Source organism: Candidatus Cloacimonadota bacterium (genome assembly GCA_034722995.1).
GTDB lineage: Bacteria > Cloacimonadota > Cloacimonadia > JGIOTU-2 > JGIOTU-2 > JAGMCF01.
Genome location: JAYEOL010000059.1, coordinates 20,480 through 37,337, shown reverse-complemented (window position 1 = coordinate 37,337; position 16,858 = coordinate 20,480). Strand labels below are relative to the sequence as shown.

Below are 16,858 nucleotides of genomic sequence, written 5' to 3'. Positions count from 1 at the left end.
ATTTTCATGCTCCTTTCAGGCTCGGCGCCCAGACGGGTGCGTTTCGATGTATCGGGACATACATGGTTCATATATTTTTTTGATATTTAATATTTATTTGATTTTATTGTCAAAGTTTTATATTCAGATTGTTGTTAATTTGATAAAAAAGGGCTCCGAAAAATCGGAGCCCTTAGCTTTAATATTAACAATGAAGATGGGTTTTATCTCAACAGTATCATTTTCTTGGTAATGCTTTTCTTAGCTGTAGAAAGTTTGTAAAAATAGATGCCATTTGAAACGGGTTTTCCAGAGTTATCTTTTCCATCCCATACCATACTATTCATTCCGCACTTCGCATTTTGCATTTTGAACTTCTTTACCAGCTGACCCTTGATATTATAGATTCTTATTTCTGCTTCCTTCGTGTTTTTCGGCAATGAAAAAGAGATATTAGTTCCGATTATATCGGGATTCACAGGATTAGGATAGTTTTGGTATAATTCAAGTTTGTATGTTAATTGTGTATTGTCAGTTGAAACATGAGGATGTATTATTTGAGTACTACTATTATTAGGATTACCTACAAGTACATCATCAATATACCATCCGTAATGGTCACAAACACCTTGGTCAGAAGCAAAATGTAATCTCAGGATAACATCTTGACCTTCATAGTTACTAAGGTCAAACTCTACTAATTCCCAATCATAGTTTGTTTCGCCAAATCCTTGCTCTTCAAGAGCAGTAACATTTCCATCATAACCACCTTCTGGAGTAATAAGAGTAAATAAGGTGCCACCATCAGTTGAGATTTTTACATTTCCTCCATCATACAGTGTGCCAGAACCGGCCTGTTCAAAATCATAATAATGGTAGAAGGTTAGAATAGCACTATCAGGAGCAGTGAATTCAGGTGACTCAAGATACCAGTTTGCATTATTTACATAATATCCATCAAGATTGGTAGCCCACACATTTATACCTGAATAAGCATTGATATCACCAGTAGTAGGTTCACCCCATTCCCATGCTCCAGTTTGAGGAGTTGGAGAAAAGTCTCCATCATTATTTTCAAAGTTGCAGAATAAAGCCGCAAAACCCAAGCTGTAATCAACAGTAAGATTACATTCAATAGTAATGGAGCCTCTAAAAGGCACATGTTCTGGAGCACTTACATAAACATCATAAGTGAAATAAGGAAGAGTAACGCTATATCTTCCAGATATTCCAACAGTTACCTTAGTATATTGCTCGCCATTATCAGAGCGGTAATAGGTTATAGTAGTATTGTTTACTGCTCCATCTTCGTCATAAATTCTTCCGTGAACTACAGCACTTTCAACAGGGTCAATAACAATATCATGAGAATTAGTGCCATAACCTAGGAAGTAGTCCAATTCTTGATACGAGTTATAGCCCCATTCATCAATATAGATATCATAATAATCAACAGGTTGCTCCTCGGTAATTTCGTAAAATCCATCAGTATTAGTTATATCAGTGAATAATGGGTCATCAGTTGTTGGGTCAGCACCTTGTTCATAGAATTTCACCTCAATATCAGAAACAGGGTCTCCAGTATTACTGTTTGTTACTATGCCTGAAGCAGTGCCATAAGCAATTATTACAGGAAACTCTTCTTGATACAAATTGTAACCAGATTTAGAGATTATTGATATAACTGGATTCATTGTTAATGGAGTAACTTCATAGCTACTTCCAGAAGTACTAAATAATAAACTATCATCAATACTTATCCAGAGTGTAGTTTCATCATTTTCAACATATGCATAAATTGTTCCTGATAGATTAAGAGCAAATGTATCTTCCAAACCAAAATTAGTACTAACCGTCAGGTCTGGGTTTGTTAGGTCATCTGCTATTACATGTAATTCTTCATGGAATGTATAATAATCGTTTTCGGGTCTCTGTCCGTAGATTTGGGCAATTGGACCAAATGGATAATTTACTGTTAAATTTGCAATTCCATCATCGTTTGTAACAACCGTATCTGAAATATAATCTAAGCCCTCAGCCCATACATTTACCCCAACTTCTGGAGTTATGCTATCTGGGGATAAAACTGTAATAGTTACTGTTGATGGCACATTAGCATATATAGTGTCAGGAAAAACATTCACGACATAAGCTGTAACCGTAATATCACCAACATATTTATAATAGTTATGTGCAACGATTGAGATATGCATAATTCCTGCTTCTTGAGGTATATTATCAAAAATAACTGTTCCTTCTCCCAAGAAATTCGTCATACCATAACCATAAATAGTATCGTCATCATAAACAGTAATTCTTGAAAAAGCAGGAGCAATTACATCAATTTCTGGTGTTCCAGCCATTATTGCTTGAGGATATGTGGGAGATAGATTTGTAGGTTCTTCAGTCCAGGGTTCAAGAGAAGGGTCACCGAAAACATTCAATTCGTAACAGCACCATCTTACAACTTGCTGTGCTTCAATAAATGGGATAGCATGTTCTTTTGACACTTGATTGGCTCCTGCAATGGAATATATACCATCATCAAAGAAAGCATCAATCCATTCTCTGTTAAATATTTGAGAGGCTCCATCGGTTCCTCCCGCTTCACCCCAGCCGTAACGAGAATTGGCTATAAAGGTTGAAGCTGCTGTGGGCATTGTTGATATCTTTTCTGCAAAGCAATCACCAACATAATATCCATTATAATGCCAGTTATCCATTGAACCAGAATAGCATGCCTGAGAATAGCCATTAATAAAGTTATATGTAATTCCATCATTGGTAATGTGATAAGTTGTTAAGTCTGAATTATCAATATTTAAACAATGAGTGGGACTGCCATGTCCAAGATGACAAAGCAGGTTTGGTCCGAGATTTAATTGAGTATATAAATCTGATGATGTCCAATATCCATTCATTTCATACAAAGTGGACATATCCCAATCAGTAGGAATACCAACCGTTGTATAGCCATTATTACTGCATCCACCGATTAACTCATTCATATAAGTTCCCCCATAGGTAGTCGGATAATAGGGTGGTCCCCAAAGATACTCTCCAACAAGCAGAGCGGACTGCAACTCATCAGCCACAGGTGTTTCAGAATAGAGCATCATTTTATTAATGGCATTAGCAATTTCAGTAGAATTGTTCATACAGATTCTTCCAATATAAAATTCTGCAAGAAGGTCTGCTTCATTGGGTTCACCCCATCTATTGTCATTATCATTATTCCAATCAGGACCTGAACCTGTAGCAGAAGTTCTGTCTAAACAGGCATAATACATATCAGCTGGAATATTGTCGTCTGCATAACCGCTTCCAGGGTCAGCAAAAAGTCCACGATGAGAAACAATATTCTCAGAAGGATTATCAGGTGCTGTATCACCTCCTAAAAGGACAAATTTAATTGGACCATTTGAATACTGGTCAATAAAATAATTTCTGATTTTGTCCTGCTCATCTACTCCAGTGTAATTAGTATAAATATCGCTAACTAATTCAATCTTAGTTCTATAGCCCCGGTGAGAATGAAAATCTACCAGAGGTTGAAAATCATTAGAATAGTCTGCAGAGGTTACAATAATGTAATCATAGGCATCATCGTCTCTTGATTTTGTAATTATGTAATTATCAATTTTTTCTGGATTATCAACTAACTTTTGTAATCTTTTTTCTACCTGAGGATTCTTGAATAAGAACCGTCCAGCTGATTCAGCTACTTCGTTGTATTCAGTTTCTACTGAAACAATTATTTCTTTGTAGTATGACAATTTACCTGTTGCGGGGATATACTTAATTGGAGTTAGCGCCAGAAATCCAATAGAGTATCCAGCAAGATAATGTGTACTGTAATTATTGTATTGGCGTGATGGAAATTGGGTTTCGCTTTGATAGATTTCCGGATTAGGTTCTGTGAATTTCGCACCTTCAATTTTTGATAGAGGAACTTGCTGTTGTTTTGGACAAAGAATATAATTTCCTAAATTTACTTCGTCTTTTAGTGCAAGGGACACACTTACGATACTTTCATCTTGAGGAAGTAATAATCTGATTCCAATATAAGGAATCGCAGGTTCACCGGGAGTTCCTAATGTTACTCCATCTTCTATATGAACTTTTGAATAATCTCCTTCATATATCAAAACAGGTTCATCAAAGTAATATGTTTTAGAAATGGTGCTTGCAAAACAAGTCATTGCTCCTATAAGGAGCAGTAATGTTGCGATTTTAATTGCTTTCATTTTACACCTCACTTATGTTTTATTTATTTTAATATAATCATTTTTTTGATAATATTTGTTCTTTCAGATGAAATGCCTTTGGATTTATCAATAGAGAGTTTGTAGAAGTAGATACCATTAGAAACAGGTTTTCCAGAATCATCTTTTCCATCCCAGACTACAGAATGATAACCTAGTTTCAATTTCTCGTTAACAAGAGTTATGACCTTTTGTCCTTTGATGTTGTAGACTTCAAGAATTACTCTTGATTCCTTCTTAATACTATAGTTTATCAATGTTTCCGGCTTGAAAGGATTTGGATAATTTTGACTTAGATCAAAACACAGAACAGGCTCTTCATTACTTATTGACAATGAGTTTGTAAGTTTTGCTTGAGCGCAGTTCATTTGTACATCATCTTCATTCCATCTCAATTGATTAAGTCCTACAAATGTGGAATCTGAATTGAAGTCTTCTTTAACAGCAAAGTGAAGTATCAGTAATTCACCATCATTATTTACAGCATCAAGTCCGGTTCCTGAAAATTTGACTAATCCCCCATCTAAGTTTTCTTCAATGATAAAATCTTCCAAAATTTCTGCAAATGTAGAAGATAGATACTCTAAATCATCAGGATTGAATTCAACTGTTGCTTCAAATGAGTAAATATTCTCTACACAGGTAAGATTTATTGGCACATCAATTATCTCTCCGGGTAAAATTGTTTGATTATACATTTCTGGAATACCAGAAGCCAAATATTCATCTCCTGTTATTGGATAGGGCAAGGAGTCAATAATGCCAACAATATATTGTAATATAAAGGTAGCGTCCAAAGCAGAAATTGTATTATCTATTGTAACATCTGCGTTTAATTGTTGATACGGGTCAAGGACAACTAAACCGACGAGATATTTTAGGATTAGGGATGCATCGAAACTCTGGACAAATCCGTTCTGATCCACATCACCATAATCAGGAAAGACAATCTCAATACCGCCATTAGTAAGAAGAGTAGGGATGATATCAGCATTGAATAAAGCAGAAACGATATTTATTGGGACAAACCCTTCAGAAACTCCAGTATGAAATTTGAGCCAGAATAATATACCATCTCCTGTAATATCTTCCGAACCAGCAAGGGCAATCAAGAGATTACCATCAATTTCGTTGACTTCGTAGATCCAATTGGCATCTCCAACTAAACTGTTTTCTATTATAAGGTCCAGAAATTCCACGCCCTCTGTATAGCCATTGAGAATTATATCTGCTGAACTAAAACTTTGCTGATTTTCATTGATATAAACTGCCACTAATACATCCTCATCTGGTCTAGAAACAACAGTATCCACACCCAACTCATCTTGGCCTTCTTCTATTGTTAAGAATTGATTTGTATCAATATTCATTAAAGTTTGTGTTCTACCTGATGGCCATTCAATTACAAGGGAGTCAATAATTGTGGCATCACCAAGTCCGAATTCTACATTTAAACTATTTTGCCCCCATGCGTTTGTTTGTCCTGAAATCTCTTGCGTTTGCCAGACGGGAATTCCATTTATTACTGCTTTAATTCTAACTTTTGCTCCAATTGCAGAGGTATTGGATACAATACCAATACATTTTATATTAATCCAATTATTATTATTTCCTGTCTCATTACGATACAGAAAGTTAGGCTCTTGAGTATTTGTAACAAATAAATCCAGATCACCATCATTATCATAATCTGCCCAACTACAACCAATGGAATAACCACCATCATTGGCAATATCACCCTGCGTGATGCGGATGAATGTCCCATCTCCCATATTCTCGTATAAAAAGTTATTCTCACCGTATCCATTTGTGACGAATAGATCCAAATCACCGTCATTGTCAAAGTCGCCCCAACTTCCGCTTCTTGAGGTACCCTCATCAATTACAATCGGACCTTCAGTAATTTTGGTAAAAGTACCATCACCATTGTTTTGATACAAGAAATTTATGTCGGTATTAGGAACAAACAAATCCAAATCGCCATCGTTGTTGTAGTCACCCCAGCTACCTCCCGGAGAACTCCCACCATCGTTAACAATTGCACCCTCAATAATCCTGGTAAAAGTACCATCACCATTGTTGCGATATAAAGCATTATTGGCACCGCCCATTACATATTTTGTTAGAAATACATCTAAATTACCATCATTATCATAATCAGCACAAGCAACGCCTTTATAATATCCTTCGTTCAAAATGTACATTTCTGCAAAGGTTCCATCGCCATTATTTCTATATAGATAAGTGCCCATACAACTTGTGGTCATTAAATCCAAATTTCCATCGTTATCAAAATCTCCCCAGACACCATTCTGAGTGAAATTCATATCCTCTACGATAGGGCCATTGGTAATACTAGTAAAAGTGCCATCGCCATTGTTTTGATATAGAGAATTAGGACCACCCGGCACGCCACTATTTGCAACAAACAAATCTACATATCCATCGTTGTTATAATCACTCCAACTACTGCTATGAGAGGTGGCAACATCATTAACAATATCACCGGTCGTAATTTTGGTGAATGTACCATTCCCATTGTTCGCATAGAGAAAGTTTTCTTCAGGATTAAAAGGACTGCCACTCCCTGTATTAGTAATATACAAATCCAAATAACCATCGTCGTCATAATCAGCCCAACTACAACCCATGGACCATCCATTATCGTTTACAATATCACCTTCGGTAATCTTGGTAAATTGTTCTGCTATTTCATTATACCTTTTATAAAAACATATTCCACCATCATAAGCACCTATTAAAAAATCTTCTAAACCATCACCATCAATATCAGCAAAAGTTGGAGCTGAACGATATTCTCGGTTAATATCTTTAAATCTCGGATCAATCAGTATAAAATCATAAGAATCTTCTGAAACTTGCTCATAATGACAGATTCTTCCATTATGCTGTTTTCCAATAAGTAAGTCTAATAAGCCATCTTCATCAATATCACAACTGGTTGGGACTGCGTAACTTCCTACATCTATCCCACTAAAATTTTCTGAGATTAGGGTAAAGTTATATGAGTTTTCTGAATCTTGTTCATAATGACCGATATTTCCAGTGTGGACACCAACCAACAAATCTAATAATCCATCGTCGTCAATATCAGTAAAGTGAAAGGCTGGGCTTCCACCAAAATTAACCTCAACAAAGTTTTCAGTAATTAATGTAAAATCATAGCTACCAGCTGTTGTTTGTTCATAATGTAAAACATGTCCATGTCGCCATTCTCCCACAATCATATCCCAGAGTCCATCATTATCTATATCAGTAATGGTTGGTTTAGAAGATTCCAGATTAATCCCGCAAAAATTATCTGATAGGAATGTAAATTCATAAGAACCAGTTGAAACTTGCTCATAATGATTGATATTACCATCATATTCTCCAATAAACATATCCAATAAATCGTCACCATCTACATCAGCAAAGGTTGGTATAGAAAATCTACCTACATCAATGACAACAAAATATTCTGTAATGAGGTTGAAATCATAATCTCCGGCAGAGTCCTGCTCATAAAGATTAATATTGCCATCTAATTCACCGATGAACAAATCTAATAGTCCATCATCATCAACATCAGTAAATGTTGGTGCGGAAAATCTACCCACATTGATTTCATTGAAATTATCTGTGACTAAGGTAAAGTCATAAGACCCTTGTGAATTCTGTTCATAGTGAAAAATATTACCTCCTGAATTACCAGATTCTTCACCCTCACCGATAATCAGGTCCAATAAACCATCTCCGTCAATATCTGTAACTGTAGGAGTACAAAAATTTCCTACATCAATTCCATTAAATTGTTCAGAAATTAAATCAAAGTCATAAGAAACTTCCGAAACTTGCTCATAATGACTAATTTGACCACTGCATTTCCCAACAATTAAATCTAAAAGACCATCATTATCAATATCTAAAAGAAAAGGAACTGTGTGCCACTCACTAATATCATTAAAATTCTCAGTAATCAGGTTAAAAGCATAAGAACCCGATGAAACCTGTTCATAATGATTGATATTTCCATCTTGTTCCCCAATGAGCATATCTAATAATCCATCTCCATCAATATCAGCAAAGGCAGGAGCAGAAGGATATTTTATTTCAATATCATTAAATTTTTGTGTAATTAATATAAATTTATATGAATTTCCTGAAGCCTGTTCAAAGTGCTTAATATTCCCATTACAACATCCGTCTGTGATGAACATATCCAGTAATCCATCTTCATCAATATCCATAAATACCGGCTTACTCATTCTCATTCCCTGTCCCCAGCCGTTAGTAGTAATTTCGTAAAAGGTCTGGGCATAAGATATGGAAATGAAAATCAAAAAAAATAATAAAGCGGAAAATACTTTAGTTGAAAAGCATAATGTTTTTTGATTGGCATTAACTTTTTTAGTTTTCATGATTTCTCCTATAAATCTTTCTTTTCACCTGTTTAGAGAACAAGTTAAGGAAGAATTTATCATCCTGTAGAAGATTTAATTTGTTACATTTTACCTGATTTAACCCGATAAACAAACTGGTTTAGTAATATTCTGACTTCATTTTTAAGTTATTTAACAAGGTGGTAGCAGAAAAATTCTGAATTTCTAATAGATACTACTGTTTCAAAACAAATAATGTCAGAATACTATTCATTTCCCTTGATAGAGCTTACTTTAGATTTAACTGCTTTTCGTATTCTATGGCTACGGCGATGAATATTCGAACTCTCATTATTATCCTTCGTAGATCCATCTGGCAGGTCACCCTTTGGACACAAGATATCTGTCCCTTGTTCAAATTCAGATTGCAAGCTCATACAATCATTTCTCTGAAAAGTAAGAAATGGTAAACTGAACACTGATATTTGAGTTGAAGATACGCTTTTATTAGTAAAAGCTAAAGCAGGAAGGAGTAAGATGCAAAACAACAAAAGAGTTACTTTTCTTCTTATTTTTAACTTTTCATTATTAGATGTCACAATTTTTCCCTAAATATCTGGCTTCTTAAATATAACCATAAATTTTTTTCACTTCAAGAGAATAGCGTGGGTTTTGTATCATTGTTTCTGTTCCTTATTATTTATATAATTTTCCATTTTTAAATAATATTTCACCATCAACCATAATTGTTTTATTAAGCATAAAGAATTGTGCAATCATATCAGAATCTACTTGACTTACTTCCAATTCATCCCATCCTACTTGAAGACTCATTGCACTATAAATTTTTGAATTAATATAAGGATGACCAATATTCTGATAGATTTCTGGATTCAACCCGATACAGAATGACCCAACAACATCCTTATCACCATCTGCATTATTGAACATTTTTTGGAGTTCGTTATTATTATCTTTTGTAATTATCTTAATTAATTTATCATTTTCAATTTTTATAAAAACATTTTCAAATTTTTTATCAAACAGATACGCAAAATCAGTATGGAATTCGCCTTCAATACTTCCATTCTCAAGAAGCCCAACAACCATTCCCCCGGGCAGTGCCGAATCAGAGGATTGACTATTGGCAATCCCTTCTTTTATTTCAATTCTTTTTGGATTTGAAAGAGAAATGTTTAGCTTGCTTTTGATACCATCTGTTATTTCAATATTTTTAGCTGACTGTAATTTTCTTTGTACAAATTCACACTCATTATGAAGAGAATCAGGTTCAATATTCAGAGACTTCCAATACATCTTCTTACAAAGTTCCGGGTTTAATTCTGTAATTTGATAGTTTTGTAAAGTATCAATAGTCAAGAAACGAACCTTTGTTTGATAGGTTTTACGAATATTTTCTCTTTTAGATTCTTCAATCTGATTAATTTTTTCCATTAAATCCTGTGTAAAGCGGAATTCATTATCTTCTTCTAAAAATTCACCAGAAAATATAATATGAGCATCAATTTTATCTAATAGAAAGTCACTGATTACATCTCTACAGGCGAATTTTAAAGGAACATTTTTTATTAAGTTATATTCCATTCTTTTAGTCAAGAATATAGGAATAGCATAAGCACCTTTCCTGGCAATTTCAACCACAAGGTCTTCTACTAATTTTTGATGCATTGGCTGATAGCTGATTGCGATAATTTCGTTTTCTTTGATATTTAAATTTTTATTTATAATTTTATTAGCAACATCGTTAAAGCTGATTTTTATTATTTTTTCTCTGTTCCAATCGTCAATTTCTTGATTAATAATATTCTGTATTTTATTGAATTTATTAATGTTTGCTTTACCAAGTGAGACATCCACAAAGAAGTTTTTAGCAACAGCTCTATAGAATTTTTTTACAGTTCCTCTAACATGTTCAGAATGAATCAACTCAATTAGTCCAGCGTCTTCTAATTGTTTAATATCATACCAAATAACATTAGGTTTGATTTTGAGAATTTTTCCTAATTTCTGTGCAGTATATTCTGCATTGACCAAGTAATTCAGAATTTGTAATCTTCTATCTGAAGAAAGCGTTTTTATTGCTTTTAGCGTGGAAATATAAAATATATCTTGCATCATATTTTTTTATCAGAATTGCGGGGCTTATAAATAAACCCCGCAATAAAACCTATTCTTATTTATTTTAATACTATCATTTTTTTGATGAAGTTTTTATTATTTGCTGAAAGTTTATAGAAATAGATTCCATTAGCAACTGGTTTTCCAGAATCATCTTTTCCATCCCAAAGGATATTCATTTTGCCTTTTGCCTTTTGCATTTTGAATTGTTTTACAAGCTGTCCTTTAATATTATAGATTCTTATTTCTGCTTCCTTCGTGTTTTTGGGCAATGAGAAAGAGATATTAGTTGAGTTGACAACAGGATTAGGATAATTACTTAATTCAAACCCTGACACCTCACTAACAATATTATCATCAACACCAACATTTGAATTCATCTCAAAATTGAGAATTGTAACTTCCCCTTCTAAAATCTCAATATCGGAAATAATTACATCATCATATCCTTCCAGAGTTGCAGTTATTTCATAAACTCCAGGAAGTAAATTCACATCATAGTATCCATTTGTATCTGGATAGGCAATTTCACCATCTATCTCTATCCGTGTTAATGGAACGAAACCATCTCCGTTGTTTAAGGTTACCTGTCCGGCAATTCCACCAATATACATAGCACCAAACTCATAACATCCCATATCTATTATAGCTTCTCCATTATTATCTCCGTCCCAGATACGAAAAGCATAATCCAGATCAAATGGTGGGATGAAATATCCACTTGTATCCGGTGTGCCTGTATCTATGCAAGGACTTATAGGAAGTAAATGAAAATCACCATTCTCCGGATCTACGAAGATGGGATCCGCAATTATATTACCACCAAGGTCAATATAATCGTCCTCAATAGAATCTGGTAAACAGCAGTTACCTACGCTAAAATTAACACCTTGTGCATAATGATAAGATATTATATAATCCTCAATATTGTAAAATATGTTGTTAATAATATAACTATCTGCCTTTGACCGAATCCCTCTATAGCAATTTGCAATTATGTTGTTTATGATTAAAGGTGCAAGGTCATATCCAGAGCATTTTATCCCGTAATTATCATTATTTATAATTAGATTGTTACTGATTATTGATGTATTATAATAATTGTGTATACCTGTTCCATTATTTGTAAGAATATTATTACTAATAATGCAATTGCTATAATCCCAGGTAAGAATAGCACCTCCAACATTTGTTATAATATTTTCTGTAATAGTGATTGTTCCATCTGCCTCTATCCCTCCACCTCCTTCAATGTTATTCTCCTTTATTATTGCTATATCATTATACGTATCTATTGATAGATTACAATTGTAAAAACTGTTCTTGTATATATATATATTGCCTTCATCCGAAATTATACCATTAGAACTATTGATAAATGTATTGTAGGCTACAGGAATTTGTAAATCTGTATATGGGTAACCAAATATAATACCAGTTCTCTCATTATCAAAAACATTATAAAAAATAATAGGATATGCATGCCAGAGATCAATTGCTCTATAACATTCTGAATCTTCATCACCTGGGTCAGTTGTGAATCTGTTTTTATATATTAACGGTGAACTATAATCATAACATGAAATTCCAAAAAGATACTTGTTAAATAGACACTCTGTAATAGTTACTTTGGAATTCAAAAAAGAGACTGCACCTTGATAATATGCACCACCTAAAACAAGTCTTATAAAATAGCTGTATTCAAATTTACAATGCTTTAGGATTGATGTTGAGTCGCTTTCTGGCATAAAAATAATAGAGCCCCAACGTTGACCTACCTCATAACTGTTACGAGTAAAGATGATACTGTCCTGCTTTGTACCAACTGCTGCCAATTTTCCTCTTACGAGCATAAATTTTGCTTCTGTATATCCATTATCGTAATAAAAATCTCCACCATCCTTATCCGCAGTGTTGAATTTTACAATGGTGCCTGGTTCAATCGTAAGAGTTACATTTTCATCTATAAAGATATTGTCCACTACGAGATATGGATTATTTTCCGGTGACCAAACGGTATCGGTGGAAATATGACCAGAAACCTCAATTGAGAAGAGAATGACTCGGTAGAAGAACAGAATTACTAAAATGACAAGATATCTTTTCATAAAAACTTTGTAAAATTTAACCTTGCGAAGGTTTCAGTAAACCTTCGCAAGGTTTGTTTATCCTTTATTTCATTAACAACATTTTCTTAACAATTGTTTCATTCCCAGCAGAGATTTTATAGAAATACAATCCTGATGCAACTCTCTTTCCATTCTTATCACTTCCATCCCAGACGACATTATTAAGTTCAGAATTCAGAGTTCGGAGTTCAAAATTCTTTACAAGCTGTCCTTTGATATTGTATATTTTTAGTTCAATATTATTTGTGTTTTTTGGTAATGAGAAAGAGATATTAGTCCCGACTATATCGGGATTAACAGGATTAGGATAGTTTTGATATAGTTCAAGCTTATATGTTATTGGAGTATTACTAACAGAAACATGAGGATGAATAAACTGTTCGCTACTATTAGGGTCACCAACAAGCACATCATCAATATACCAGCCATAATATTGGTGTTGAGAATAATCAGAGGCGAAGTGCCATCTTAAAATTACATCATCATTTTCATAATTACTAAGGTCAAACTCTACTAATTCCCATTCATCAATTGAGCTGCCAAAACCTAACTGTCCAAGTGCAGATATAGTTCCATCATAACCACCTTCTGGAGTAATAAGATTAAATGAGGCTCCGCCATTAGTTGAGATTTTTACATTTCCTCCATCATAGAAAGTCTTCTCACCTTTGCTGCCTTCAAAATTATGATAATGATAGAAATATAATATACCACTATCAGGCACAGTAAATTCTGGGGAGTTAAGATACCAGTCTACATTATCTACATAATGCCCATCAAGATTAGTAGCCCATACATTTACACCAGAATAGGCATTGATACCACCAGCAGTAGGTTCACCCCATTCCCATGCATTAGTTGGAGGAGTGGGAGAAAAGTCTCCATCATTATTTTCAAAGTTGCAGAATAAAGCAGCTAAACCTAAACTATAATCAACGGTAAGGTCACAATCAACGGGAATAGAACCTGTAAAAGGCACATGTTCGGGAGCACTTACATAGACATTATAAGTGAAATAAGGAAGGCTAACGCTATATCTTCCAGATATTCCAACATTTACCTCAGTATATTGCTCACCATTATCAGAACGGTAATAGATTATAGTAGTATTGCCGACAGCTCCGTTTTCATCATAAATTCTTCCGTGAACTACAGCAGTTTCAACAGGGTCAATAACAATATCATGAGAGTTAGTGCCATAACCAAGGAAGTAGTTTAGCTCTTCATAAGGATTGAACCCCCATTCATCAATATAGATATCATAATAATCAACAGGTTGCTCCTCAGTAATTTCGTATAATCCATAAGCATTAGTTATATCAGTGAATAATGGGTCATCAGTTGTTGGGTCAGCACCTTGTTCATAGAATTTTACCTCAATATCAGAAACAGGGCCTCCAGTCTCACTGTTTGTTACTATGCCTGAGACTGTGCCATAAGCAATTATTACAGGAAATTCTTCTTGATACAAGTTGTAACCAGATTTAGAAATGATAGCATATACAGTTCCTAATTCATCAGGAATAAATTCAAGTGTGTCTTCAGTTGTGGAAATATACTCATTATCATTTAATTTTGCCCAAAGTGTTGTTTCATCTTCAGAACAATATGCATGAATTATTCCCGGAAGATTCATAGCGAATCCATCTGTAAGTCCGAAGTCAGTTGTTACTTCTAAATCCGGGTCAGCAAGGTCTAGTGCAATTACATATAGAAGTTCATCAAATAATAAATAACTATCATCAGGTCTTTGTCCAAATATGCTTAAACTTGGACCGAATTGGTAGTTAATTGTTAAAATTGCTACCCCACTTGTATCGGTAGCAACAGAGTCGATTTCATAATCCAGTCCCATAGCCCAAACATTAACTCCAACCTCTGGCTCAATTCCATCACTATCTAAAACTGTAACAGTTACTTCAGTTGATTCATTTACATTTATTGTATCAGGTGAAATAGTAACCTGAACAGGAATGATAGCATCAATTGTTGTAATATATGGAATTTTGTTATATGCAGTTACTGTTAATGTCATTTCTCCGGGATTAAGTAATTCTTCAAGAAGTGTAATAGTTACATTTCCGGTTTCATCAGTATAGCCATAACCATAGAGAGTGTCATCCATATACAATCCAATTAATGCACCTTCCACACCAACCACTTCTACATCATAAGTAGTTGAACCAAGGGGAATTATTGGGGAGTGAGATACAGTCATTTCTTCGGGAGTATTAGTTCTAACCTGTAAAGAAGGGTCTCCAAATAGTGTCCAATGTTCAAATACATCAGGACCCGGAATTGGGCATTCATCCATCATAAACATTGAACCATTAAAACATAATCCACCGTAGGTGTTCTTCTCTTCATGTACGAGCAGCATATTGGCTTCATATTCAGCAGGCATAGGAGGTTCCCATGGTTGACCTATTGTTGAGCCATAAAAGCCAATTGCCCCTGTTGGTTCGCCTGTTGTATTATTTGTAGCTCGCAGCCAGGCTTCTCCAAAACAGGTCATCCCCGGAAATTGTCCATTATTGCAAGCAACACTTATAATAAATGGCAACATATTGTCATTAACCAGAGCATTAACAGCACTATTAGAAAAACCAGTTGTACTCCATGATGTAGGTAAACCATGGCCACAATAATTAGTAATACTTCTTCCAGCATTAATAGCAGCAGTAACTTGAGCTGCTGATGCCCCGGGGTCATAAATTTGGTCTACATCGGAATAAGTATAAGCTAAAAGTGAATCACGAATTATACCCATCATCACATAATCAGCCCAGTCGTTCCATCCTATTCCTGAACCTTGAGCAGATGCTACACCAGTTCCTTTATGATACCAATCTCCACCAATAAGAGGGTCTCTTTCATAAGTGATAAAGCGTTCAACCTGTGTTTCAACATGTGGAATAGATTGCGCGGAAAGTCTGCCTATGAATGCATCAGGATAACTGTCATATCCAGCTAACTGTGTGTATTTCGGGTCCTTGTCATCATCATACGGTTGTATCTGTTCCGCATCTCCAACTAATAAAATATAAGTAACACCCTCATTATCATATTTCTGTTGGATGTAGTTTTTAATTGCAATATAATTATTCCCAATGGTGCCAACATCTACCAACTCAGTAGGTATGCCTTTTTGTAATTTCCATTCGTATAAAGGAAGCACTTCATCATGAAAAGCATCATAAGTGATAATAAGCATATTACCAACCTCTGGTATTGGGTCATATCTTTCCTTGTCAAAATTGATAAATCTGCGATTGTAAATGGTTAGGAACTCTCTATCAGCAGTGAGCTTGTCTGATAAATCAACATCTAAAATATTAATATTATCCAATCCTACATTTTCAACTTTTACTCTAATTTTTTTGTATACACGCAGGATTTTTTGTGCAGGATTATATTGAAATGGATGAACTTCAACAACCATTCCTCGTGCATCGCGTAAGATATAAGGGTCATAAGTTGTTACAATCTCCTGTGGGAACCAGTTATCAGTTGAATAGAAATTATCAAATGTATATGGAACATCCTCTGGATTCACACTACGAAGTAGATTTCCTTTGGATGGAATAATCTTGATATTTTTGAATTCTTCTATTTCATAATTAACTGCTTTTGCAACCATCTTTACTTTGGCAGGTATTATGATACTGCGATTTATTCGGGGAAGTTCTGGTAATCCCTCTTCTAAAAAGATGCTTTCATCAGGTAGAATAATTTTTGAGAATTTTTCTCCGTTAATCTCAACAGGCTTTTTGTAGAATCCATTTAATTGATATTCTATTTCAATTAGATTTTCGTTTGAACTAACTACATTAACACCTACCGCATAACTACTATTAGAATTAGATAATGTAATCCATTCTTCTTGAGCCGCAAAAAGACTGCTGCACAAGAATAATATTACACTTAATAGGCATAGATATTTTTTCATATTAATCCTCCATAT

At 34.4% G+C, this 16,858-nt stretch carries 6 protein-coding genes; all 6 read right to left on the bottom strand.

Going from position 1 to position 16,858, the window contains the following annotated elements; genetic code table 11:
- Positions 1 to 203: 203 nt before the first annotated feature.
- Entirely contained in the window at positions 204 to 4,226 is a 4,023-nt protein-coding gene (locus U9R23_07000; protein MEA3476168.1) for a C25 family cysteine peptidase, read from the bottom strand.
- Positions 4,227 to 4,249: 23 nt separating this feature from the next.
- On the bottom strand, positions 4,250 to 8,665 hold the full coding sequence (locus U9R23_06995; GenBank protein ID MEA3476167.1) for an FG-GAP-like repeat-containing protein: 4,416 nt from the start codon (positions 8,663 to 8,665) through the stop codon (positions 4,250 to 4,252).
- A gap of 227 nt (positions 8,666 to 8,892) precedes the next feature.
- Positions 8,893 to 9,225, bottom strand: coding sequence for a hypothetical protein (locus tag U9R23_06990; GenBank protein ID MEA3476166.1), 333 nt, complete (start codon positions 9,223 to 9,225; stop codon positions 8,893 to 8,895).
- Between the two features lie 97 nt (positions 9,226 to 9,322).
- Positions 9,323 to 10,762 (bottom strand): winged helix-turn-helix domain-containing protein, encoded by a 1,440-nt coding sequence (locus U9R23_06985; GenBank protein MEA3476165.1) that lies wholly within the window; start codon positions 10,760 to 10,762, stop codon positions 9,323 to 9,325.
- A gap of 62 nt (positions 10,763 to 10,824) precedes the next feature.
- Positions 10,825 to 12,873: a FlgD immunoglobulin-like domain containing protein gene (locus U9R23_06980; protein ID MEA3476164.1), complete on the bottom strand. Its 2,049-nt coding sequence runs from the start codon at positions 12,871 to 12,873 to the stop codon at positions 10,825 to 10,827.
- Positions 12,874 to 12,937: 64 nt separating this feature from the next.
- A complete protein-coding gene (locus U9R23_06975; protein ID MEA3476163.1) occupies positions 12,938 to 16,843 on the bottom strand; it encodes a C25 family cysteine peptidase in 3,906 nt (1,301 codons plus the stop codon).
- Positions 16,844 to 16,858: the final 15 nt, after the last annotated feature.